Source organism: Stenotrophomonas sp. 278, from assembly GCF_003935715.1.
Lineage (GTDB): Bacteria > Pseudomonadota > Gammaproteobacteria > Xanthomonadales > Xanthomonadaceae > Stenotrophomonas > Stenotrophomonas maltophilia_AH.
Genome location: NZ_RHPP01000012.1, coordinates 1 through 22,962 on the forward strand (window position 1 = coordinate 1; position 22,962 = coordinate 22,962).

A 22,962-nucleotide genomic window follows, 5' to 3' on the forward strand; every position below is an offset into this window, starting at 1 on the left:
GGCTCAGCCGCCGGGGCAGGGGCCGGCGCACGTGCAGGAGCCGGATCGGCCTCTGCGCGCTCGTACTGGGCGCGGAACTTGGCCAGCAGCGGCAGGCCAAGCTGCTGCGAAAGCAGGTCGGTCTCGGTGCTGCCATACGCCAGGGCGACCGGCAGTACACCAGCGCTGCGCAGGCCATCCAGCAGCGCCTGCGCGGTGGCCACGTCCGGCATGCGGCTGAGCCCGCCGAAGTCCAGGATCACCGCCGCGCGGCCGAACAGCTTCGGCGCACGCGCCACGCGTTCGTGCATTTCACGGGTCAGTCGTTCCACATCCAGGGTACGGATGCGCAGGTTGGCGATACCCACCTGGCCGATCTTCAGCTCACCGGCCTGTTCAAAATCCATGTTCGCCGCCACTTCAGGTCCCCGTCGGTTGTTGCGCGCCCAGCGGCAGCCGGCGTTGGCCCACCCAGGGCACGTCCGGCAGCGCGTCGCCGTAGGTGTCGTGCACCCATTGATAGCTGCACAGGTCCTTGAGCAGCATGCTGGCCCGCACGTCCACGTGCGGCATGGTGTTCTGCCCGACCTCGCGGAAGCCGAAGCTGCCGTGGAAGAGCAGGGCGGCGTCGGCCCCGTGGTCCAGGAACACCTCGCAGGTCAGCTGCGGGTAGCGCAGCTCCGCGTAGCTCTGCGCGTCGGCGTAGAACGCACGGCCCACACCGCCGCCGCGACGGCGGCTGGCCACCACGATGCGGTCGATGTAGAAGAATTTGCTGTCCAGATGCGCTTTGAACCAGGCGAAGTTGCTGCTGTCGTGCTCGCTGTCGCTGCCGAAACCGATCAGGAAACCGGCCAGGTTGCCGTCGCGTTCGGCGACCCGGAAGTATTCGGCGGTTTCGTAGAACAGCCGCAGGCGCGCCGCGTCGAGCGGCAGAATGGCCAGACCGGCGTTGTTGTTCAGGGCCAGGACGGAATCGAGCTCGTGCTCGCGCACGTCGCGGATGACAATCGACATTGTGACTCCGTGGGGTAACGCGGATGGTTCCCGAAGGAACCCTGCAACGGATTATTACATGGCCGGCCGGTCGGGTCACCGACGAGGCATGACTTCTGCCGGGGTGCACAGGCGCAGGTTCAGCCTAAGATGCAGCCATGTTGGGATACCTCAGCCAAACCCGAGTACTGCGACTGGCCGGCCTGTTCACCTGGGTCATGCTGGGCCTGCCGCTGGTCTACTCCCAGTACGAGGCGCTGCTGCGCCATGGCGGACAGGTGGACCGGCAGGCCCTGCTGCTCTTCGTGGCGTATCTGACCTTCGGTGGCGGCTATCTGTGGCTGACCCGTGGGCTGCGCAACGGCGGCCACTCGGCCTGGTACGACCGGGCCATCCTGGTCCTGCTGACCATCTGCGCGCTGGGGGTGAGCTATCTCAGCGGTTCGGGACTGGGCAGCATCCTGATGATGGTCGCCGCCGGCGTCATTCCGTGGATGCTGCCGGCGCGGGTCGGGGTGATCTGGCTGCTGGTCAGCCAGCTGGCGGTGGCCCCGGTCTACTACCTGTTCCTGCCGTTCTCGCTGTTCGAAGCGTTGATGCAGTCGCTGCTGTATGGCGGCTTCTCCATGTTCATCTTCGTGACCAGCCTGGTCGCCCGTCAGCAGACCGATGCCCGGGAGGAGCAGCGCCGGCTCAACACCGAGCTGCGTGCCACCCGCGTGCTGCTGGCCGAGAGCGCCCGGGTCAACGAGCGCACCCGTATTTCCCGCGAACTGCACGACCTGCTGGGCCACCATCTCACTGCGCTCAGCCTGAACCTCGAGGTGGCAGGGCACATCACCGAAGGCCAGGCCCAGGAGCACATCCACCAGGCGCACACCCTGGCCAAGCTGCTCCTCACCGACGTGCGCGAGGCGGTCAGCCAGCTGCGTGACAGCGGGGCCATCGACCTGGCCGCCGCGCTGCGGCCGCTGACCGAACAGGTGCCCTCGCTGCACATCCACCTGGACATCGAAGAGCCGCTGAGCGTGGAAGATCCCGAACATGCGCATGTACTGCTGCGCTGTACCCAGGAGATCATCACCAATGCGGTGCGCCACGCGGACGCGCGCAACCTGTGGATCCAGGTACGCTGCGAGGAGTCCGGCCAGGTGGTGGTGGAGGCGCATGACGACGGAGTCGGGGTCGACGGCATCGTGGTCGGCAACGGCCTGCGTGGCATGCGCGAGCGCCTGCAGCAGTGCGGCGGTGAACTGCAGATTGAAACCCGCCGGGGCCAGGGCTTCCGCCTGCGTGCCTCGGTCCCCGGCGTGCCGGTGCTGATGCTGGCACCCTTTGAAGGAGCGTTGTGATGATTCGCGTCTGCCTGGTCGATGACCAAACCCTGGTGCGGCAGGGAATCCGCTCGCTGCTCGCGCTGGACGACGGCATCGAGGTGGTGGCCGAGGCGGCCGATGGCCGCCAGGCGGTCGACCTCGTGCCCCAGGTGAAGCCGGACGTGGTGCTGATGGACATGCGCATGCCGGTGATGTCCGGGCTGGAGGCGCTGCAGATGCTGTCCCGGCTCAACCAGCTGCCACCGACCATCATCCTGACCACCTTCGATGACGACCAGCTGGTGCTGGCCGGCCTCAAGGCCGGAGCCAAGGGCTATCTGCTCAAGGATGTCACCCTGGAGCAGCTGGTCGGAGCCATCCGCACCGTGGCCGAGGGCGGCTCGCTGGTGCAGCCGGCGGTCACCCAGCGGCTGCTGTCCGGGCTGGAGCACATGCATAACGAGTTCGTCAGCCTGGACCGCCCGGATCCGCTGACCGACCGCGAGACCGAGATCCTGCGGCTGATGGCCAGCGGTTTCTCCAACAAGGAGATCGCCAACTCGCTGGGCGTGGCCGAAGGCACCATCAAGAACCACGTGTCCAACATCCTGTCCAAGCTGGGGGTGCGCGACCGCACCCGGGCGGTGCTCAAGGCATTCGAACTCCAGCTGGTCTGAATCGACCTCCCCGGATACGGCACAACCCTTGCAGGGCAAGGGTTTTGAGTGTCAGTTGGAATTCATTCAGGTGTGGTCGAGGGAAGAAAATCCCCGCTTCCCTGCGTGCGCAGGCGCGCGATGCGCTATCTTTCCGCTCCTTGTCTGTACAAAACCGCTGCCGGCATGGAAACCGGTGCGCCAATCCTGATCCATTACACCCGCGAAGCCTGCTAGGATTGGCGCTTCGCTTCAATCAACCCGGCCGTGGGATCGGCCCCGGAGACTCCTGAATGACCCGTATTATCGAGTTCCTGATCGCCTTGGGGATCGTGGCTGGCCTGTTCGTCATCATTGGCGTGGTGCTGCCGGGCGAACGCCATATTTCCGAAAGCATCGAGACCAACCGCAAGATGACGATCGTGTTCGACACGGTCAACAGCCTGCGCCGCTTCAAGGACTGGAACCCGCTTCTCCTGCGCGATCCCGCCGTTGAACTGAAGTATTCCGGCCCCGCCGCTGGCGTGGGTGCCCGTCTGGACTACGCCTCCAAGGAAGCGTCGCTGGGCCAGGGCAGCTGGGAAATCACCGAATCCGAACCTGGCAAGCGCGTGGCCATCGCCATCGAAGACGTCAGCAAGGGTCACGACAAGAAGACCAGCTTCACCCTCGAGCCGACCGGCAAGGGTGGCCGCAACGTCAAGATCACCCAGGACTACAGCGTCAAGTACGGCTGGGACCTGTTCGGTCGCTACGCCGGCCTGTACGTGAGCCGTCACATCGGTGACGACCTGAAGCTGGGTCTGTCGCGCATGGCCAACATGCTGGCCACCGTGCCGAACATCGACTACCGCACCGCCGAAGCGCCGCTGACCGACCTGGGCATCGTCGACATGCCGGTCGAGGATCTGCTGGTGGTCAACGCCGGTAACGTGGACCGTGGCGAAGCGACCATCACCAAGTCGATCAAGGACAACCAGGAGTGGATCAAGCGCGTGATGGAGGCCAACAACCTCGAAGCCGCTGGTCCGATCCGCATCATCACCACCGACTTCGGTGCTGAGAAGTACGCCTTCGACGTGGCCCAGCCGGTCAAGAAGAAGGGCACCGAAGGTGCTTCGGCTGAGCAGCTGACCGTCAAGATCGACGGCGGCGCACCGGTCAAGTACGTGCACGTGGCTCCGCACCGTTCCGCCCATGCCGCCTACACCGGCCACATGGCGGGTCTGGACGTTGCCCGCAACGCCCTGCGCGCCTGGGCTGTCACGGGTGGCAACGAAGTCATCGATCGTCCGTACGAAACCTGGAAGGGCGGCGTCGAGAAGTCGTTCACGCCGGAAGGCACCTACGACATCTACTGGGCCGTCAAGTAACCCAGCGGTTGATGCGATGTAACGCATGACCTCAAAACGCGCCGCTCACTGCGGCGCGTTTTTTTTTGCAGAAGGAAGTCCACCATGCTCAATCTGGAACGACGCGCACGCAAACCCTCGCTGCTGGCCTGCATGGGCGGCCTGCTCGCTGCCACGGGGGTGGCACTGTCCGCCTACGCCTCGCACGGCATCAGCGATGCGCTGGCGCAGTCGCACGTGAGTACCGCCGCGCTTAACGCGTTCGGCCACGGCGTTGCACTGGCGGTGCTGGGCGCAACCCAGCAGAACCGGGTCGGCCGGCTGGCCCTGTATGTGCTGCTGCTGGGCACGCTGCTGTTCTCCGGCAGCCTGGTGGGCGGTGCGCTGTGGCAGCTGCCGACCTCGCTGGCTCCCGTGGGAGGCAGCGCCCTGATCCTGGGCTGGCTGGTGTACGGGCTCAATGCCCTGAGGCGCTGAGCATGCCCCGCTTCCGTCGCGGATTCGATGTGCAGCAGGCCCACGACTGGCTGGCCCGGCGCGACCGCCGCCTGGGCGCATGGATGAAGCGGCTGGGACCGATCGAGGCACCGCCGGGCTGGGCGAAATCGTTCGACCCGGTCGATGCGCTGGCGCGTGCCATCCTGTTCCAGCAGCTCAGTGGCAAGGCCGCGTCGACCATTGTCGGGCGGGTCGAGACCGCCATTGGCAGCACCCGCCTGCATGCGGATACCCTCGGGCGGATCGACGATGCCGCGCTGCGGCTGTGTGGGGTATCCGGCAACAAGGCGCTGGCGCTGCGCGACCTGGCCCGGCGCGAGGCGGCCGGCGAGATTCCCGACCTGCGGCGCATGTCGGTGATGGAGCATGACACGATCATCGAGGCGCTGGTACCGATCCGCGGCATCGGCCGCTGGACCGTGGAGATGATGCTGATGTTCCGGCTGGGTCGCCCGGACATCCTGCCGATCGACGACCTGGGCGTGCGCAAGGGTGCCCAGCGCGTGGACAAGGCCGAGGTGATGCTCACGCCCAAGGCGCTGGCCGAGCGTGGTGAGAAGTGGGGGCCTTATCGCACCTACGCCAGTTTGTACCTGTGGCGCATCGCGGATTTCAGCGAGGTGCCGAAGGCGGCCACCAACCGGTCGCAGGACTAGCCCAGCCGCGACCACGCATCAATCCGGTATGCATCAATCCCGTAGAGCCACGCCCTGCGTGGCTTCGCGGTGTCAAACGTGGTCGAAGCCACGCAGGGCGTGGCTCTACAGCCTGTTCGCGAGGTGGCGATGGTAGCGGTAGATGGCGATCGTGCCGCGAATGCTGACGAAGGTCAGCAGGGCGACGAAGGCGATGGTGCCAAATTGCGCTTCATTCCTGGCCAGTCTGATCAGCGAGCTCAGGATGCCCAGGCAGCAGACCACCAGCACCAGGGTGGCGGTGATCCGGCTGCGCTTGTAAACACCGAATGCGGCAAGCAGATACAACCCGCCCACAGCCACCGTCGTAATCAGTACGAACATGCTCAGCTTCGGGGCCATGATCATCGCCATCACACCTGCAAGCACGATCCAGCTGCCCATCACCACAAGCAGTATCCACATGTGCTTGATCGGGCCGGTGATCTCGCTGGGCGGCGGATCGCGCAGGTCAAGCTGATCGGTCTTACCCGCAGCGGGTACCACTTTGCTGGCCCGATACGGGCTGTTGTCTTCCATGGCGCGACATCCTCCAGATGAACCGCGAAGACTAACGCCACCCGTACAACACCGGAATAGGGGTATCCCCGACGTAGAGCCACGCCCTGCGTGGCTGCGCGATGTCAAACTGGGTCGCAGCCACGCAGGGCGTGGCTCTACGCGCCTTGCCAGTACCAGTGCCAGGGCTCGTAGACGATGCCGTGCGGGTTGTCGCGCGGATAGCTCAGCCGGAATCCATGCCCCTGCGCGTTCGCCAACAACCACGCAAACGCCGCCGTCGCCTCGAAGCTTTCCTCCGCCGGCGGTTCTCCCGGGCTGCTGATATCCAGTGCCCGTCCACTGTGATGCTCGCTGTACCCCGGCGCGGCATTCACCTGCAGGATCTCCTGCACGCTCAGCCCGCGCGCACGTTTGCGCTCAAAAATGCCCAGCTGGTAGTCGTGGCTGCGGTAGCCGGAAATGGCCTGCAACGGGACGTCATCCTGGGCCGCATGCACCTGCAGCCGCCGCCACGCCAGCGCGGCCCCGTGCTGCAGCCACAGCGGCCGCCGGTAGCGGTCGAATCCGGCCAGCCGCAGCTGCGCTGGCTCCGCTTCCAGCGCCAGCCCGGTATCAGCCTCGTACTGCTCTGCGTCGATGCCCAGCTGCTCCAGCCGCAGTTGCAGTCCGCTGAGCGGCAGCAGGGTGGTCGGCTGCGGTCCGCGGCTGCGCCCCTGTTCAAGCTGCTCCAGCGCATCCAGCGCTTCGTCAATGCCGGCTTCGCGCATCAGGTGCGGCACCAGTGGCAGCACGCCGTTCGCCTTCACCACAGCCAGATAGCGGCCATCGGCCTTGCGCCGCAGCACCCACTGCGCCTGCGCCAGGGCCCGCGCATCGGCATTGCTGCGCGCGCGCAGCAGGCCGCCGGGCCAGAGCTCGATATCGGCGGTATTGGTCAGCAGGGCAGGGACGCGGCGCATGTCACCAGCTTAGCTGATCCGCCACGGTAGAGCCGGGCGCTGCCCGGCTGCGGCTGCTCATTCCGGGTGCTCCGGCGTCGGGGCGGGTTTCGGCAGGCGTCCCGCCTTGCGCAGAGCGTCGCGCAGCACGTATTCGATCTGTGCGTTGAGGCTGCGCAGCTCGTCGTCGGCCCAGCGCTGCGCCGCCGCCAGGACGTCGGCGTTGATGCGCAGCGGGTAGGCTTTCTTTTCAGTCATGCGGAAGGCTCAATGCGGCCGGCTCAGTACAGCGAGCCGGCGTTGACGATGGGCTGGGTGCCACGGTCCGAACACAGTACCGTAAGCAGGTTGCTGACCATGTGCGCTTTGCGCTCTTCGTCCAGCTGCACCACGCCGTTCTTCTGCAGTTCGGCCAGCGCCATTTCGACCATGCCCACCGCCCCGGCAACGATCCGGGTGCGCGCAGCGATCACCGCGTTGGCCTGCTGGCGCTGCAGCATGGCCTGGGCGATTTCCGGGGCGTAGGCGAGGTGGCTGATACGCGCGTCGAGTACCTGTACGCCGGCATCGGCCAGACGTTCGGCCAGTTCGTCCTTGAGGTGCTGGGAGATTTCAGCGGCGTGGCTGCGCAGCGACAGCTGGCCTTCCTCGTGCTGGTCGTAGGGATAGCTGGTGGCCATCGCGCGCAGCGCCGATTCGGACTGGATATGCACGAAGCTTTCGTAGTCGTCCACGTTGTAGACCGCCTCGGAGGCGTCAACCACCTGCCAGACGATCACCGCGGCAATCTCGATCGGGCTGCCGTCCAGTTCATTGACCTTGAGCTTGCCGCTTTCAAAGTTGCGCACGCGCTGGCTGACCTTCTTCTTGCTGAAGAACGGGTTGTTCCAGCGCAGGCCGTTGTCCTTCACCGTACCCACGTACTTGCCGAACAGGCTGAGCACGGCGGCCTGGTTGGGCTGCACCGTGTACAGGCCGGTGAGGCTGAGCAGGGCCACGAGGGCCAGCGCGGTGCCGCCGAACAGCAGCCAGCCGTTGACGTTGCCGTGTTGCGCCCCGGCCACGAACATCCAGAGGGCCACGCCGCACAGCGCGAGCACGGCCAGCAGGAAGGGCAGGCCGGAGAGGGAGCGGACGGGTTTTTCTTTCATGACAGGGCATCTATGTAGGGGGTCCAGTATTGATATCAAATTGATATCAAAATCGCAACAGCCCCGGGGCCGGCCGCGACGCCCTAAAATGCCCGTCCACCCTTTGAACCCGCTGGATTCCCCCATGACCACGCTTGGTACGCCGCTGTCTCCTTCCGCCACCCGTGTGCTGCTGCTGGGCTCGGGCGAACTGGGCAAGGAGGTCGCCATCGAACTGCAGCGGCTGGGCGTGGAGGTGATCGCGGCCGACCGTTATGCCGATGCGCCGGCGATGCAGGTGGCGCACCGTTCGCACGTGATCGACATGCTGGACGCCATGGCGCTGCGCGCGCTGATCGCGCAGGAGCAGCCGCACCTGATCGTGCCGGAGATCGAGGCCATCCATACTGAAACCCTGGTCCAGCTGGAGCAGGAAACCGGCCAGCGGGTGGTGCCGACGGCACGCGCGGCCCGGTTGACCATGGACCGCGAAGGCATCCGCCGGCTGGCGGCGGAAACGCTGGGCCTGCCCACCTCGCCGTACCGCTTCGTCGACACCGAGGCCGAGTACCGCGCGGCGGTGGCGGCCATCGGCCTGCCGTGCGTGGTGAAGCCGGTGATGTCGTCGTCGGGCAAGGGCCAGAGCACGCTGCGCAGCGAGGCGGACATCGCGCCGGCGTGGGACTACGCGCAGACCGGTGGTCGTGCCGGCGCGGGGCGCTGCATCGTCGAGGGTTTCATCGACTTCGATTACGAGATTACCCTGCTGACGGTGCGGCATGCGGGCGGCACCTCGTTCTGCGCGCCGATCGGGCACTGGCAGAAGGACGGCGACTACCGCGAAAGCTGGCAGCCGCAGCCGATGTCGCCGCGCGCGCTGGCGCGGGCCGAAGAGATCTCGCAGGCGATCACCGACGACCTGGGTGGCTGGGGTCTGTTCGGCGTGGAGCTGTTCGTGAAGGGCGACGAGGTGTGGTTCAGCGAGGTGTCGCCGCGTCCGCACGACACCGGACTGGTGACGCTGGCCTCGCAGGACCTGAGCGAGTTCGCGCTGCATGCGCGGGCGATCCTGGGGCTGCCGATTCCGGTGATCCGCCAGAGCGGCCCTTCGGCGTCCTGCGCGATGCTGGCACACGGTGAGGGCGTGCCGTTCTTCAGCAACGTGGAGCAGGCGCTGGTACATCCGGACTCGGCGCTGCGCCTGTTCGGCAAGCCGAGCGTGCACGGGCACCGCCGCGTAGGCGTGACCCTGGCGCGTGGCGCGGATATCGACGAAGCGCGGAAGATCGCGCGTGAGGCGGCCGAGGCGATCGGCATCGAGCTGCGTTCGTAGTAGTCCGCTGACAGCAGCGCTTCAGTTTTTCCGTGCGGGGAGGCCAACGAGCAGCCCCGCTCCGGGACACGCCGCAAGTACGTCCATGTAGGCTACTCCACGGCATCCATGCCGTGGAGTGTCCCTCCGGAGGCTACTCGTTGGCCTCCCCCGATGGTTCGTCGCAATGCGGCTAACAGCGGTAGGGTCGGTCGACAGACGACCGCCGTGAACGGTTCAACGCCCGGTAACGCATTCAAATCATCGACGTTACCGCACGTCCACCCACACCAGATGGTGGTCACTACCATCAGCAATCTTCGCCTCGGCAGTTTCATTGGCCGGCCAGAACACGCCGCTGCTCACAAACTCAAAACCGGTCGAAGGGAGCACATAATCCAGCCGCATGGTGCCGGCCTTCGGACCGAAATCACCGGTGGCGTGGAACGGCGCACCCTTGCGCACGATGCCCTTGGCCGCATAGGCCGCACTGGTCTGCTCGGCACCGACGCTGCGCGGGGTGGGGTAGCGCAGCACGCGGGCGTTTTCGATCAGTTCGACGATGGCGTCATGCTGGCCATCACCGTCCACGGGGTCGTTGTTGAGGTCGCCCAGAATCACGAATCGTGCGTCCTGGGCGAGGCCGCCGCACTGGCCACGGTCATCGCACAGCCAGGGTTTGTCGCCGGCCGACAGGTACTGCTGCCACAGGCGCAGTTCGTCGCCGTTGCGCTGGGCGTTGCGCTTTTCCGGGCCGTCGAACACCGGCGGGGTGGGGTGGGAAACCAGCGCGTGCACCACGCCTTCCGGCGTCTTCACCGGCACGTCCCAGTGCGACTTGGAGGAAAGGCGCAGCTGCGACCACACCTGTGCGCTGTAGAACGGCTTGCCGGTGCGCGGGTCGACCGGGTTGACCGCACCGGGCAGGGTGTTCCACTTCAGCAGCTGGAAGGTGCGCACCTTGGCTTCATCGATCGGATAGCGCGACAGCACCAGCATGCCGTACTGGCCCGGGTGCAGGCCGTAGCCCCAGGCATCGTTGCCGCGCGAGCGGCCTTCGCCGCCGGTTTCGCCGTTGTTGTCCAGGTCCAGGCCGCTGGGGACGCCGGTGTTGACCGGGGCCAGGTAGCGGTAGGGGTACTTCAGCGGTTCGCCGCCGCCCGGCTGGGCGGTTTCCAGATAGCGCTGCTGGAACAGGTCGGCGGCGCGGTGTTCGTGGTCGAAGTCGAATTCGTTCAGCAGCACCAGGTCCGGGCGGACCTGCTGCAGCACGGCGGCGATCTTGCGTGCGTGCGCGCTGTCGCCTTCCAGCTCGGCAATCAGGCCGCCGCGCTCGTCGCTGTACAGCGAGGTGTTGTAGGTGGCGATCCGCAGCGGTGCCTCGCGGGTATCAGGCATGGCGGCGGTCCGGTTCGGGGTCTGGGCGCAGCCACTGCAGAGCAGGGCCAGGGCAAGGAGCAGGGCAGGGGTCTTCATCCGCCCATTTTACCTGCGCGCATTGCAGGCCTGCGTCAGCGTCCGTCGCGTTCGTCGTCGAAGTCGTGCCAGCGGCGGCCGTCATAGGCCTCCAGCGGGCGGAAGCGGCGCTTGTAGTCCATCTTGCGGTGGTCGCGGATCCAGTAGCCGAGATACAGGTGCGGCAGATGCTCGCGCCGGGCCCAGGCGATCTGCTGCAGGATGCCGAAGGTGCCCAGTCCGCGATGGGCCTGGTCCGGGTCGAAGAAGGTGTACACCGCCGATAAACCCTGTGGGGTGACATCGGTGACCGCCACCCCCAGCAGTTCGCCGCGGTGACCGTCATGGGCCGGCGCGCGCATCTCGAGGAATCGCCCCTGCGACCACTGCCCGATCAGGAACTGGTCGAACTCGTGCGGCCCGTGGTCGTCCATGCCGCCCTGGGCATGGCGGTGGGTGAGGTAGCGGTGGTACAGCGCGAACTGTTCATCGGTCTGCTCGGCGGCGACGATGCGCACTTCCAGGTCCGCGTTGCGCGCCAGGCAGCGACGCTGGCTGCGGTCCGGCGCAAAGCGTTCCACCGGAATGCGTACCGACACACAGGCGTGGCAGTTGGCGCAGTGCGGGCGGTAGACCAGATCGCCGGAGCGGCGGAAGCCCCAGCTCAGGGCCATCGGGTACAGCGACCCCAGCCGTGGATCGTGCGGGTCCAGCACCAGGTCGCGCGCGGCCCGGTCCGGCCAGTAGCCGCAGGGGTGGTCCCCGGTCTGGAACAGTCGCAGCTCGTCGTCGCGGTCGCCGTGTATCGCCATGCCCACAGCATACCGCCGGGCCGTCGCAGCCGCCGCGACTGTCTGCTGGATGAACACGACCCTTGCCGCTGTCAACGCACAGGGCCCTGGGGCGTTTTCCCTGGCGTGGGTGCCAACGCACCGCACAGCCAACCCCTGATACCGGAGTGATTCCATGCGCAACCGCAAACCCCTTCTGCTGCTGGCCCTGCTGATGACCACCGGCGCTGCCGGCCTGGCGGTGGCCGCCGATGCTCCTGCCGCCGGCGAAAAGCCCGCCCGCGTGAAGCTGGATACCAACGGCGACGGCTTCATCGACCGCAGTGAAGCCGCCAAAGCTCCGCGCCTGGCCGAAAAGTTCGACACGCTCGACACCAACAAGGACGGCAAGCTTTCGCGCGAGGAAATGCCGCGCTGGCACGGCAAGCGCCACGGCCGTGGCCCGGGCATGCATGACCGCATGGCCAAGCTCGACCTCAACAAGGACGGCCGCATCAGCCGCGACGAAGCCAAGGCCGATCCGCGCCTGGCCGAGCGGTTCGACAAGATGGACCTCAACAAGGATGGCTACCTGGACAAGGCCGACCGCGAGCTGGGCATGAAGCAGCACCGCGACGCGTGGTTCGCTGCGGCTGATACCAACAAGGACGGGCAGCTGAGCAAGGCCGAGTTCGATGCCGCGAAGTCCCCGTTCGGCGGTCCGCGCGGTGGCAAACCGCCGGTCTCGCCGGCGCGCTGATCAACCCACGCCGGCCTCCATGGGGCCGGCGTTCCCGGCTCGCCCGGCTGCTTTTCCCGCGGAGCCGGGCAAGCCCGGCTCTACGCGTGCTTGACCAGCAGCACGGTCAAGGCCATACCCAGCGTCAGCAGGTTGAGGATCACCACGCCGGTACGTCCGTACGTCGACTCATATTTCCAGTTCACGCCGGTGCGGCCGTGCCGGGCGTTGTCGCGCACGATCATCGGCTTCATGATCCGCTGCAGCGGCCCCAGGCACTGGTAGTTCACCAGCCCGACGCCGGCGAACAATGCGGTGATCGTCATCCACAACGGCACCTGCAGTACGGTCAGCAGCAGCACCGCCAGGCAGCAGGCCAGCGAGGTTGCCGTGCTGTAATGGACGAACCGCATGATCTGCTGACGCTCGCCAGGATGTTCGGCGTACGAGAGCAGGAAGCGTCCGCCCAGATAGCTGGCGGCCACACCGCCCAGGGTTGCCCCGATCACCGCCGTCGCGCTCATGCCGGTGGCGAACACCTGGCTCTGCTCCACGGCAGCGGTCAACGATCCCAGCGCCGTCCCTCCGGTGATGCTGGCACCGCCCAACCCGAACTTGCTGCCGCCGACGCTCGTGCCCAGCAGGATCGCCGCACTGGCGGTGCCCGGCGCGGCAATCATCACCATCGACACCACCGCGGTGGCAAAGGCTGCACTTGGCGCGCTGCTGCGTGCGAACTCGCCGAAGCGTCGCAGCATTTCCTCGCGAACGGTCGCGCGGGCCCGCGACAGCCGCTTGCGCACCGCGGCGTCGCTCAGACCCAGCAGGTCGGCGACCTGCTGCGAGCTCTGGCCTTCGCGGTAGTACAGCAGCAGGGTTTCGCGGCTGTCTTCCGGCAGCGCGGAGATGATGTCTTCGGCGGCCAGTTCCTCCTCCACCCGTTCCAGATGCTCCGGCGCTTCCGGGCTGGGATCGGCGGCCATGCCGATGGCGATCTCGGCCGCATCGCCCGACAGCGGGCGGTTGCGGTTGGCGCGAAGCCAGTCGCGGGCCAGGTTTCGGGTGATCTGGCGCAGCCAGGGCAGGAAGCTGGCATGGTTGTGCAGATGTGAAAGCTGCTGCCAGGCCTTGATGAAAGCCTCCTGGGCGATGTCCTCACTGGCCTGCACGTCACGGGTGATCGCCAGGGCGATGGCGGTCACGGTGTTCTGGCAGGCCAGCACGATCCGGCCATAGGAATGCTGGCAGCCGCTGGCGGCGGCGGGCAGCTCGCGTTCCAGGGTCAGGGTCAGCGGGTGTACAGCGGTCAGCGTGTCCTGCGTCATGACGTCCTTCCCGGGCGGGTGATGTGACTATGACGCGGATTGGGGAAGGATGTGACCGGGGATCTAGAAACCTGGAACTCACGGACCCGTAGAGCCACGCCCTGCGTGGCTGCTCTTCGTTCGACACCACGAACGCCGCCGGGCGGCTTCGATCATTCATAAACGCCGGTGGCCGGTCCGGTCGCCTGCCATTCCGTCTCCGGACCCTTGAGCCGCGCTGCGCGCGGGTACCACGCATGGCGTGGTACCTACGAATTGTTACGTGCGCAGGACGATGGCGTTGGGGCTTACGGCTGCTTGACCGGAGTGACCCGCACCCGGACCTCTTCGTCTTCCGGTGCCGCGGGTGCCGGTTGCGGTTGCGCCTGCTGCACGGCCGGTGCCGGTGCCGGCGGCGGCGCGCTGCGGTGGCGCATCGTGATGAACATCGCCACTGCGCCGATCACCAGCAGCAGCCCGATGCGGATCCGCCAACCCCAGTTGCGGGCCGGCGCGGCCTCGGCCGTTTCCGGGCGGAAGGCATATTCGGCGGTCGGGTGATCGCGGCGGGTGGTGTCCAGCAGACGGGCCTCGCGCAGGATCTCGCGCGCGCGCGGCTGGTCATTGGCGTGCACTACCCACAGGGTGGGGTGGGTGGTGGCCTTGCTGGTGTCCAGATAGCTGAACTGGCTGCCGCGCTTGCTGTGATACGAGCGGCCATTGGTGATGCGCACCTCGATGCCCGCATCGCGCAGCAACTGGGCCACGCCTTCCACGGTTTCCACGCGCTGGCTGCTGAAGATCTGACGCATGGGTTTACTCCTTGGCCGGCACGGCGGCCGCAGCGGTGCTGTCTTCCACGACGCGGATCAGGCCTTCCTGCGCGGTGCTGGCGACCAGCACGCCGTGGCGGTTGAAGAACTGGCCACGTGCCAGCCCGCGCGAGTCCTGGGCGCTGGGGCTGTCCAGCGAATACAGCAGCCAGTCGTCGGCACGGAACGGACGGTGGAACCAGATCGCATGGTCCAGCGAGGCCATCTGCACGTGCGGCTGGTAGTAGCTGATGCCGTGCGGGAACGTTGCCGTGCCCAGCAGGTGGAAGTCCGAGGCGTAGGCCAGCAGCGCCTGGTGCAGTTCCGGTGCGTCGCCGACCTTTTCATTCAGGCGCAGCCACACCTGGTGGTAGGGCGGGCGCTTGGGCGGGTGCAGTTCATCGCGCGGGTATACGTGGCGGAACTCGAACGGGCCGCCGCGCGAAAGCCACCGCTGCACCTTGATCGGCAGCCGCTCGAGCACTTCCGGCGGCAGCGGACGGTTCGGTTCGATGTCTTCCGGCTGCGGTACTTCGGGCATCTTCTGCTGGTGTTCGGCCCCGGTTTCAGCCTGCTGGAACGAGGCCGCGCAGAAGAAGATCACTTTGCCATGCTGGATCGCGGTGACCCGACGCACCGAGAAACTGCCGCCATCGCGGGTGCGGTCCACGTCGTACACGATCGGGTGGTCGATGTTGCCCGCGCGCAGGAAGTACGCGTGCAGCGAATGCACGTGCCGGCCGTTTTCCACGGTGGCCTGCGCGGCCGACAGCGCCTGGCCCAGCACCTGGCCGCCGAACACGTACTTGGTGCCGATGTCGCGGCTCTGGCCGCGGAACAGGTTGTCTTCCAGCCGCTCCAGCGAGAGCAGGTCGATCAGCTCGGAAACGACGGGTTCTTGCGGCTGGGACAAGGCGGCGGCCTGGTGGCGGAACGGAGGGGAATTATACCGGCCGGCGCATTGCGCCGCCGCCGCACGACCAACGGTCGTGCGCTACCGGCGGTACGAGGCACGGTGGGGCACGACCGTTGGTCGTGCCGGGCGGTCACGCCTTGCCGATCCGCGCCACCAATGCCTGCAACGCATTCTGCGCATCCGGGGCGTACCAGGCCTCCACAAACCGGTCCAGCTGGATCAGCTCCGGGTCCAGCGCCTCGCGCAGGTCGGCGCGGGCAATCGCCCGGGTCAGCTGCATCGGCTGGCGCGGCAGCTTCAGCAGCTGCTGCAGCCAGGCCAGCGCCCGGGTCACCACCTGGTCGCCGTCGGCCAGCTCATCCACCAGCCCGATCTGCAACGCCTGCTCGGCCGGTACCAGTGCGCCGGTGGTCAACAGCACGCTGGCGCGATGCGGACCCACGACCCGGCGCAGCAGGCGCTGGATCCCTTCCGGAGCCACCAGTCCCACCTGCACCTCGTTCAGGCCGATGGCATAGGGCCGGGTCGGATCGACGCTGCGCGCCATCACCCGGTAGTCGCAGCACAGCGACAGCACACAGCCACCGGCCGGGGCGTGGCCGGTGATCGCCGCCACCACCGGAATGCGGCTTTCGGCAATGGTGCGTACCGCGCCGAAGAACGCGTTCCAGCTGTCCAGCAGTTTGTGCTTGTCATCGCCGTGCGAGAGCAGGTGAGGTACATCCATGCCACCGGTGAAGATGCGTTCGCTGCCCGACAGGATCACGCCGTGCGCGTCTTCGGCCATCGCCAGTTCAATGGCGTGGATCAGCTGCCGGCAGAGTTCGGTGTCCAGCGCATTGACCGGCGGGCGCGCCAGGCGCAGCTCGCGGATGGGGCCATGGTTGATCACCTCGATAAGCGTCGTCATGCTGCGGTCTCGTTGCGGACGGGAAACTGAGGCGATGATAACCAAACCATTCGTTGGCGTATTGTTGGCGCTGTGTGCGGGCGCAGCATCCGCGGCCGAGCCGGCCTGCGTGGTCCTGGAACAGGGATGGGTGCGGATGCCGCCCGCGCAGATGCCGATGTCAGCCGGTTACGGCGTGATCCACAACCGCTGTAAACAGGCGGTGTCTGTGGTGGCTGCCGGAAGCAAGGCGTTTGCCGAAGTGACGCTGCACGAGACCACGGTGGTCAATGGCGTCAGCAGGATGCGCGAAGTGGAGCGGCTGCCGATTGCGGCTGGGGCGAAGGTGGAGCTCAAGCCCGGTGGGCTGCATCTGATGCTGATGCAGCCGGAGGTAACGTTGACGGAGGGCAGGGAGCTGCCGTTGCGATTGAGCCTGGAGGACGGCCGCAAGGTGGATGGCGTGTTGCAGGTGCGCGGCGCGATGACGGATTGAGGGCGCCGGCGATGTGCCGACCAACGGTCGGCACCTACCGATGTCGCAACCCCGGTGACCCGACCGCGGGTCGTTGCACGAGGCCGGTAGGCAACGACCGTTGGTCGTTGCGCTTCACCCGCAGGCGCTGCGGATCGCCTCCGGCAGCGGCGCGCTTTTCCCGGTCTGCGTATCCATCCACACCACCACCACGTTGCCATCCGAATACAACGTCGCCTCGTTCTTCTGGTCCACGATGCGATGGCCGATGGTGACACTGCTGTTGCCCAGCCGCTCCACGAACAACTCCACCACGATGTCGTTCGGCCACACGATCGGGGCCTTGTAGTTGACATTGGTCGCTGCCACCACCGGTGCGATGCGGTCGGTCATCGACACCCCTTCCACGCCCAGCATCCAGCGCACGCGCGCTTCTTCCAGGTAGGAAATGTACTTGGCGTTGTTGACGTGACCCATGCTGTCCATGTCGCGCCAGCGCACGCTGATCGGTACGCGCGCCAGGATCTTGTGTTCGCTGCTCATCAGGCCTTCTTCTTCTTGGTCGTGGTGGCAGGGCTGCTCTTGCTGGCCTTGCCGGTGGTCTTGGCGGCAGCCGCCTTCTTGGCCGGCTTCTCCGGCTTCACCTTGCGCGGTGGGCGGGCATCGGGCTTGTTGGCCACGGCGGCCGGCCGTTCCGGGCGTGCGCTGGTCGAAGGCAGCATCTTGGCCAGGAACTGGCCGGTGTACGAATCCGGGTGCGCGGCGACGTCTTCCGGCGTGCCGGTGACCAGGATGGTGCCACCGCGGTGGCCGCCTTCCGGCCCCAGGTCGACGATCCAGTCCGCGGTCTTGATCACGTCCAGGTTGTGTTCGATCACCACCACCGTGTTGCCCTCGTCGCGCAGCTTGTGCAGCACGCCCAGCAGCGCCTCGATGTCGTGGAAGTGCAGGCCGGTGGTCGGTTCGTCCAGAATGTACAGGGTGCGCCCGGTATCGCGGCGCGACAGTTCCTTGGACAGCTTCACGCGCTGCGCTTCACCGCCCGAAAGCGTGGTCGCGCTCTGGCCCAGCTTGATGTAGCTCAAGCCCACGTCGACCAGCGTTTCCAGCTTGCGCGCGATACTGGGCACCGGCTCGAACAGCTTCAGTGCATCTTCGACGGTCATTTCCAGCACGTCGTTGATGTTGTAGCCCTTGTACAGGATCTCCAGCGTTTCGCGGTTGTAGCGCTTGCCATGGCAGACGTCGCACGGCACGTATACGTCCGGCAGGAAGTGCATCTCCACCTTGATCAGGCCATCGCCCTGGCAGGCTTCGCAGCGGCCGCCGCGCACGTTGAAGCTGAAACGGCCCGGCGAATAGCCGCGCGCACGCGCTTCCGGCACCTGCGCATACAGCTCGCGCAGCGGCGTGAACAGGCCGGTGTAGGTGGCCGGATTCGAACGCGGCGTGCGTCCGATCGGCGACTGGTCGATGTCCACCACCTTGTCGAACAGGTCCAGGCCATCGACCGACTTGTACGGGGCGATCGGGTGCGAGGCACCGTTGATCTCGTTGGCAGCCAGCGAGAACAGGGTGTCGTTGATCAGCGTCGACTTGCCCGAACCGGACACGCCGGTGATGCAGGTCAGCAGGCCCGACGGAATATCCAGGTCCACGCCCTTGAGGTTGTTGCCGCTGGCACCGCGCAGGTGCAGGGTCATCTTCGGGTTCGGCTTGTGCCGGCGCGCCGGAATCTCGATGGCGCGCTTGCCCGACAGGTACTGGCCGGTCAGCGAACGCGGTGCCTCCAGGATGTCCTGCAGGGTGCCCTGGCCGACGATCTCGCCGCCATGCACGCCCGCTCCGGGACCGATGTCCAGAACATAGTCGGCCAGCCGGATCGCGTCTTCGTCATGCTCGACCACGATCACCGTGTTGCCCAGGTCGCGCAGGCGGGTCAGGGTGCCGAGCAGGCGCTCATTGTCGCGCTGGTGCAGGCCGATGGACGGCTCGTCCAGCACGTACATGACGCCGACCAGGCCGGCACCGATCTGGCTGGCCAGCCGGATGCGCTGCGCTTCGCCGCCCGAAAGGGTGTCGGCCTTGCGCTCCAGGGTGAGGTAATCCAGGCCCACGTCGACCAGGAAGCCGAGGCGTTCGCCGATTTCCTTGACGATCTTGGCCGCGATCTCGCCGCGCCAGCCGGGCAGAGTCATGCTGCTGAAGAACTTCAGCGCTTCATCAATCGGCAGCACCACCAGCTCCGGCAGCGCGCGGTCGGCGACGAACACGTTGCGCGCGGCTTTGTTCAGGCGCTGGCCGTGGCAGTCCGGGCAATCGTGTTCGCTGATGTACTTGGCCAGCTCTTCCTGCACCGCCGCCGACTCGGTTTCCTTGTAGCGGCGTTCCAGGTTCGGAATGATGCCCTCGAAGCGGTGCTTGCGCTGGGTGCGGCCGCCGGCTTCGGTGAAGTAGGTGAAGGTGATGGTTTCATCGCCGCTGCCGTACAGCACGGCCTGGCGCACGTCTTCCGGCAGGCTCTGCCAGGGCGCGTCAACGTCGAACTTGTAGTGCTTGGCCAGCGAGGCGATCAACTGGAAGTAATACGCGTTGCGGCGGTCCCAGCCGCGCACCGCGCCGGCCGAGAGCGACAGCTCCGGATGTACCACCACCCGTGAGGGGTCGAAGAACTCGGCCAGGCCCAGCCCATCGCAGCCGGGGCAGGCACCGATCGGGGAGTTGAACGAGAACAGGCGCGGCTCCAGCTCCGGCAGCGAGTAGTCGCACACCGGGCAGGAGTACTTGGACGAGAACAGCACCGGCTCGGCACCTTCCACATCCAGCGACTGCACCGACACCATGCCGTCGCCCAGCTTCAGCGCGGTTTCAAAGCTCTCGGCCAGGCGCTGCTTGATGTCCTCGCGCGGGCGGAAGCGGTCGATCACCGCTTCAATGGTGTGCTTCTGGCGCAGCGCCAGCGGGGGCACCGCGTCGATCTCATGCAGCACGCCGTCCACGCGCACGCGCACGAAACCCTGCGCGCGCAGCTGGTCGAACACCTGGGCGTGCTCGCCCTTGCGCTCGCGGATCACGGGGGCCAGCAGCATGTAGCGCTGTTCCTGGTCCAGGGTCAGCACATGGTCGACCATCTGGCTGACCGTCTGCGCTTCCAGCGGATAGCCGTGGTCCGGGCAGCGCGGGCTGCCCACGCGGGCGTACAGCAGACGCAGGTAGTCGTAGATCTCGGTGATGGTGCCCACGGTCGAACGCGGGTTGTGCGAGGTCGACTTCTGCTCGATCGAGATCGCCGGGGACAGGCCCTCGATGTGGTCCAGGTCCGGCTTTTCCATCACGCTCAGGAACTGCCGGGCATAGGCCGACAGCGACTCCACGTAACGGCGCTGGCCTTCGGCGTAGATGGTGTCGAAAGCCAGCGACGACTTGCCCGAGCCGGACAGGCCGGTGATGACAATCAACTTGTCGCGGGGCAGGTCCAGATCGATGTTCTTGAGATTGTGCGTCCGCGCGCCGCGGATGCGGATGTAATCCATCGCCATGGGGGAGGGGATCCGTAGTGGGGCAGAGGGCAAGCAGAGACGCCAATCGGTCAGCCTACCGAGCTTGGGATTTGGGGGCAATCAGCGACATTGCCAGTCCCCTGTCTCACCCCGTGCGACCCGGCGGGACGGTTTCCTGAACGGGGTTCAGGCCGCCGCGGGTCAGAGCAGGGGGTGGGTTGACCCGGACCGGGGTGAATGCGTAAAATCCCGCTTCTGTCCGCCCTCGATGGCGGCAGTCCAAGACCACAATAACTACAGAGGAAGTCTGGTCATGTACGCAGTACTGGTCACCGGCGGTAAGCAATACCGCGTCGCGCAGGGTGAAACCCTCCGCGTTGAAAAGCTCGAAGCCGACGTCGGCAGCGAGATCAAGTTCGACAACATCCTGCTGCTGGGCGACAGCGACGGCATCAAGCTGGGCGACGCGCTGAAGGGCGCTTCGGTCACCGCCAAGGTCGTGTCCCAGGGTCGTGCTGACAAGGTCCGGATCATCAAGTTCCGTCGCCGCAAGCACCACATGAAGCGCCAGGGTCACCGTCAGTACTACACCGAAATCGAGATCACCGGCGTCGCCGGTGGCAGCAAGTAATAAGGAGAAGCAGTCATGGCACATAAAAAGGGCGTAGGCTCCTCGCGCAACGGTCGCGACTCCAACCCGAAGTACCTCGGCGTGAAGATCTTCGGTGGCCAGGCCATCGACGCCGGCAACATCATCGTGCGTCAGCGCGGCACCCAGTTCCACCCGGGTACCGGCGTTGGCCTCGGCCGTGACCACACCCTGTTCGCTCTGATCGACGGCAAGGTGGAGTTCTCGGTGAAGGGCCCGAAGAAGCGTCGCACCGTCAGCGTCGTCGCCGAAGCCTGATCTTCGCGATACGCAGGCACCCGCGCCTGGCGCGTGGGGTAGCCGACAAAAGCCCCGCTTCCAGCGGGGCTTTTGTTTTCCCGGCATTCGAACCGGGCATCTTTTAGACTCTGCGGTGGGCCATGCCTGCGCCCGCCGCCTCCAGTTGGCATCCAGAACCATGAAACTTGTAGACGAAGCAGAAATCCAGGTCATTGCCGGCAATGGCGGTAACGGCTGCGTCGGTTTCCGTCGCGAGAAGTTCATTCCGCTGGGCGGCCCGGACGGCGGCGATGGCGGCAACGGTGGCAGCGTGTACATCCGCGCCGACGAAAACCTGAACACCCTGGTCGACTTCCGCCACGAGCGCATCTTCAAGGCGCAGCGCGGCGAGAACGGCATGGGCCGCCAGGCCTATGGCAAGGGCGGCGAAGACCTCACCATCACCGTGCCGGTCGGCACCGTGGTGATCAACGTGGCCACCGACGAAGTCATCGGCGACCTGACCCAGCACAATGACCGCCTGCTGGTGGCCAAGGGCGGGCGCGGTGGCCTCGGCAACATGCACTTCAAGAGCTCCACCAACCGCTCGCCGCGCCAGGCGCTGCCGGGTGAAGAGGGCGAGGAGCGCCTGCTCAAGCTGGAGCTGAAACTGCTGGCCGACGTCGGTCTGCTGGGCTTCCCGAATGCCGGCAAGAGCACCCTGATCCGTGCGGTGTCTGCTGCCACCCCCAAGGTGGCCGACTACCCGTTCACCACCCTGTATCCCAACCTGGGCGTGGTCCGGGTGGAGAACTACCGCAGCTTCGTCATCGCCGACATTCCCGGCCTGATCGAAGGTGCGGCCGACGGCGCTGGCCTGGGTGCGCAGTTCCTGCGCCACCTGCAGCGCACCCGCCTGCTGCTGCACCTCGTGGACATCTCCCCGATGGAAGGTGGCGTGGAAGGTATCTCGCCGGTCGAGCAGGTGCGCGCCATCGAGCGTGAACTGGAAAAGCACGACCCGGAGCTGCTGGAAAAGCCGCGCTGGCTGGTGCTGAACAAGGCCGACCTGATGTTCGAGGACGAGGCCAAGGCGGCCGCCGAGCAGATCGTGGCCGAGCTGGGCTGGACCCAGCCCTGGTATCTGGTCTCGGCACTGGGCCGTGAAGGCACGTGGCCGATCATGACCCAGGTGATGGCGTTCTTTGATCGCCAGAAAGAAGAAGAGGCCGATGCGCGCGATGCGCTCTGAGCGCCTCCACGCACACGTGAAAAACCCGGCCTCGGCCGGGTTTTTCTGTGGGGCGACGCTGTCGTCGGGGGGCGCTGCACGCCTGTCCGCCGCGTCCGTCGTAGAGCCACGCCTTGCGTGGCTGGACACCGTCACCGCGCGCACAACAAAAAACCCGGTCGATGCCGGGCTTCTTGATCGGGCTTGGTCGAAGCCACGCAGGGCGTGGCTCTACGACCGGCACCGCGACGCCGTATCAGGCGGCCTTGAGGGCCTTGATGCGGGCGGTCAGACGGCTCTTATGACGAGCAGCCTTGTTCTTGTGGATCAGACCGCGCGAGCTGAAACGGTCGAGGATCGGCTGGGCGACGGCGAAGGCTGCCTCGGCGCCGGCGGCGTCATTGGCATCCAGAGCCTTGATCACCTTCTTGACAGCGGTGCGCAGCATCGAACGCTGAGCCGTGTTGCGCGCGTTGCGCACGACGGTCTGCTTGGCGCGCTTCTTGGCGGACTTGATATTGGCCACAGTGGTGGTTTCCTGAAAAATCGGTGTAATGGGAACAGCAAGCTGGAAAGTATGATGGCTCGAAAAATGTACGTCAAGTCAATTGTCAAGAGGGAACACGGGTG

At 66.3% G+C, this 22,962-nt stretch carries 25 protein-coding genes and 1 pseudogene; 11 read left to right on the forward strand and 15 right to left on the reverse strand.

Annotation, left to right across the window (positions count from 1 at the left end):
- Positions 1 to 386 (reverse strand): annotated as a pseudogene (gene minC, locus EGJ34_RS03630) (septum site-determining protein MinC); the annotation flags it as partial.
- 13 nt (positions 387 to 399) lie between these two features.
- A complete protein-coding gene (locus EGJ34_RS03635; protein ID WP_125359174.1) occupies positions 400 to 996 on the reverse strand; it encodes a GNAT family N-acetyltransferase in 597 nt (198 codons plus the stop codon).
- A gap of 137 nt (positions 997 to 1,133) precedes the next feature.
- On the opposite strand from EGJ34_RS03635, the gene EGJ34_RS03640 reads away from it, so the two are divergent.
- The 5 genes from EGJ34_RS03640 to EGJ34_RS03660 all read left to right on the forward strand — a co-directional run bounded on the left by EGJ34_RS03640 (position 1,134) and on the right by EGJ34_RS03660 (position 5,453).
- Positions 1,134 to 2,327 (forward strand): histidine kinase, encoded by a 1,194-nt coding sequence (locus tag EGJ34_RS03640; protein ID WP_125359175.1) that lies wholly within the window; start codon positions 1,134 to 1,136, stop codon positions 2,325 to 2,327.
- The gene (locus EGJ34_RS03645; RefSeq protein ID WP_125359176.1) at positions 2,327 to 2,968 is read left to right on the forward strand and encodes a response regulator transcription factor; all 642 of its coding nucleotides are present in this window, start codon (positions 2,327 to 2,329) and stop codon (positions 2,966 to 2,968) included. Before EGJ34_RS03640 ends, EGJ34_RS03645 begins: the two co-directional genes overlap by 1 nt.
- Before the next feature lie 272 nt (positions 2,969 to 3,240).
- A complete protein-coding gene (locus EGJ34_RS03650) occupies positions 3,241 to 4,320 on the forward strand; it encodes an SRPBCC family protein (protein WP_125359177.1) in 1,080 nt (359 codons plus the stop codon).
- A gap of 84 nt (positions 4,321 to 4,404) precedes the next feature.
- Positions 4,405 to 4,776: a DUF423 domain-containing protein gene (locus EGJ34_RS03655; protein WP_125359178.1), complete on the forward strand. Its 372-nt coding sequence runs from the start codon at positions 4,405 to 4,407 to the stop codon at positions 4,774 to 4,776.
- Positions 4,777 to 4,778: 2 nt separating this feature from the next.
- Positions 4,779 to 5,453 (forward strand): DNA-3-methyladenine glycosylase, encoded by a 675-nt coding sequence (locus EGJ34_RS03660; RefSeq protein WP_125359179.1) that lies wholly within the window; start codon positions 4,779 to 4,781, stop codon positions 5,451 to 5,453.
- 105 nt (positions 5,454 to 5,558) lie between these two features.
- On the opposite strand, the gene EGJ34_RS03665 is transcribed toward EGJ34_RS03660, so the two are convergent.
- The 4 genes from EGJ34_RS03665 to EGJ34_RS03680 form a co-directional block, all read right to left on the reverse strand.
- Entirely contained in the window at positions 5,559 to 6,011 is a 453-nt protein-coding gene (locus EGJ34_RS03665) for a hypothetical protein (protein ID WP_125359180.1), read from the reverse strand.
- 137 nt (positions 6,012 to 6,148) lie between these two features.
- Positions 6,149 to 6,952: a M15 family metallopeptidase gene (locus EGJ34_RS03670; RefSeq protein ID WP_125359181.1), complete on the reverse strand. Its 804-nt coding sequence runs from the start codon at positions 6,950 to 6,952 to the stop codon at positions 6,149 to 6,151.
- A 57-nt stretch (positions 6,953 to 7,009) separates the two neighbouring features.
- Positions 7,010 to 7,189, reverse strand: a complete 180-nt coding sequence (locus tag EGJ34_RS03675; RefSeq protein ID WP_125359182.1) for an Arc family DNA binding domain-containing protein — start codon at positions 7,187 to 7,189, stop codon at positions 7,010 to 7,012.
- A 23-nt stretch (positions 7,190 to 7,212) separates the two neighbouring features.
- Positions 7,213 to 8,082, reverse strand: a complete 870-nt coding sequence (locus tag EGJ34_RS03680; protein WP_125359183.1) for an SPFH domain-containing protein — start codon at positions 8,080 to 8,082, stop codon at positions 7,213 to 7,215.
- A gap of 124 nt (positions 8,083 to 8,206) precedes the next feature.
- Between EGJ34_RS03680 and purT the strand changes: the two genes are divergently transcribed.
- On the forward strand, positions 8,207 to 9,394 hold the full coding sequence (gene purT, locus EGJ34_RS03685; protein ID WP_125359184.1) for a formate-dependent phosphoribosylglycinamide formyltransferase: 1,188 nt from the start codon (positions 8,207 to 8,209) through the stop codon (positions 9,392 to 9,394).
- Positions 9,395 to 9,643: 249 nt separating this feature from the next.
- Here purT and EGJ34_RS03690 read toward each other — a convergent pair whose 3' ends face one another.
- Positions 9,644 to 10,849 carry an endonuclease/exonuclease/phosphatase family protein gene (locus EGJ34_RS03690; RefSeq protein ID WP_125359185.1) on the reverse strand — a complete coding sequence of 402 codons (1,206 nt, stop codon included), beginning with the start codon at positions 10,847 to 10,849 and terminating at the stop codon, positions 9,644 to 9,646.
- Between the two features lie 35 nt (positions 10,850 to 10,884).
- Positions 10,885 to 11,640, reverse strand: a complete 756-nt coding sequence (locus EGJ34_RS03695; RefSeq protein ID WP_125359186.1) for an arginyltransferase — start codon at positions 11,638 to 11,640, stop codon at positions 10,885 to 10,887.
- A 154-nt stretch (positions 11,641 to 11,794) separates the two neighbouring features.
- On the opposite strand from EGJ34_RS03695, the gene EGJ34_RS03700 reads away from it, so the two are divergent.
- The gene (locus EGJ34_RS03700; protein ID WP_125359187.1) at positions 11,795 to 12,358 is read left to right on the forward strand and encodes an EF-hand domain-containing protein; all 564 of its coding nucleotides are present in this window, start codon (positions 11,795 to 11,797) and stop codon (positions 12,356 to 12,358) included.
- 80 nt (positions 12,359 to 12,438) lie between these two features.
- Here the strand turns inward: EGJ34_RS03700 and EGJ34_RS03705 are convergent, their stop codons facing one another.
- The 4 genes from EGJ34_RS03705 to EGJ34_RS03720 form a co-directional block, all read right to left on the reverse strand.
- Positions 12,439 to 13,662, reverse strand: a complete 1,224-nt coding sequence (locus tag EGJ34_RS03705; protein WP_125359188.1) for a sigma-70 family RNA polymerase sigma factor — start codon at positions 13,660 to 13,662, stop codon at positions 12,439 to 12,441.
- Positions 13,663 to 13,949: 287 nt separating this feature from the next.
- Complete coding sequence (locus EGJ34_RS03710; protein ID WP_125359189.1) at positions 13,950 to 14,453, reverse strand: DUF2007 domain-containing protein; 504 nt, start codon at positions 14,451 to 14,453, stop codon at positions 13,950 to 13,952.
- 4 nt (positions 14,454 to 14,457) lie between these two features.
- A complete protein-coding gene (gene tesB, locus EGJ34_RS03715; protein ID WP_125359190.1) occupies positions 14,458 to 15,366 on the reverse strand; it encodes an acyl-CoA thioesterase II in 909 nt (302 codons plus the stop codon).
- A 133-nt stretch (positions 15,367 to 15,499) separates the two neighbouring features.
- Positions 15,500 to 16,279: an enoyl-CoA hydratase/isomerase family protein gene (locus EGJ34_RS03720; protein ID WP_125359191.1), complete on the reverse strand. Its 780-nt coding sequence runs from the start codon at positions 16,277 to 16,279 to the stop codon at positions 15,500 to 15,502.
- A gap of 34 nt (positions 16,280 to 16,313) precedes the next feature.
- On the opposite strand from EGJ34_RS03720, the gene EGJ34_RS03725 reads away from it, so the two are divergent.
- Entirely contained in the window at positions 16,314 to 16,754 is a 441-nt protein-coding gene (locus tag EGJ34_RS03725; RefSeq protein ID WP_125359221.1) for a copper chaperone PCu(A)C, read from the forward strand.
- Positions 16,755 to 16,868: 114 nt separating this feature from the next.
- Here the strand turns inward: EGJ34_RS03725 and EGJ34_RS03730 are convergent, their stop codons facing one another.
- Positions 16,869 to 17,276, reverse strand: coding sequence for a thioesterase family protein (locus EGJ34_RS03730; RefSeq protein ID WP_125359192.1), 408 nt, complete (start codon positions 17,274 to 17,276; stop codon positions 16,869 to 16,871).
- Positions 17,276 to 20,272: an excinuclease ABC subunit UvrA gene (gene uvrA / locus EGJ34_RS03735; protein WP_125359193.1), complete on the reverse strand. Its 2,997-nt coding sequence runs from the start codon at positions 20,270 to 20,272 to the stop codon at positions 17,276 to 17,278. The genes EGJ34_RS03730 and uvrA overlap by 1 nt, the downstream gene beginning before the upstream one ends.
- A gap of 274 nt (positions 20,273 to 20,546) precedes the next feature.
- Between uvrA and rplU the strand changes: the two genes are divergently transcribed.
- From rplU to cgtA, 3 genes are all read left to right on the forward strand, one after another.
- Entirely contained in the window at positions 20,547 to 20,864 is a 318-nt protein-coding gene (rplU, locus tag EGJ34_RS03740; RefSeq protein WP_125359194.1) for a 50S ribosomal protein L21, read from the forward strand.
- 15 nt (positions 20,865 to 20,879) lie between these two features.
- Positions 20,880 to 21,140, forward strand: a complete 261-nt coding sequence (rpmA, locus tag EGJ34_RS03745; RefSeq protein WP_125359195.1) for a 50S ribosomal protein L27 — start codon at positions 20,880 to 20,882, stop codon at positions 21,138 to 21,140.
- 160 nt (positions 21,141 to 21,300) lie between these two features.
- On the forward strand, positions 21,301 to 22,353 hold the full coding sequence (cgtA, locus tag EGJ34_RS03750; RefSeq protein WP_125359196.1) for an Obg family GTPase CgtA: 1,053 nt from the start codon (positions 21,301 to 21,303) through the stop codon (positions 22,351 to 22,353).
- A gap of 235 nt (positions 22,354 to 22,588) precedes the next feature.
- Here cgtA and rpsT read toward each other — a convergent pair whose 3' ends face one another.
- Positions 22,589 to 22,858, reverse strand: a complete 270-nt coding sequence (rpsT, locus tag EGJ34_RS03755; protein WP_017354922.1) for a 30S ribosomal protein S20 — start codon at positions 22,856 to 22,858, stop codon at positions 22,589 to 22,591.
- Between the last annotated feature and the right edge of the window lie 104 nt (positions 22,859 to 22,962).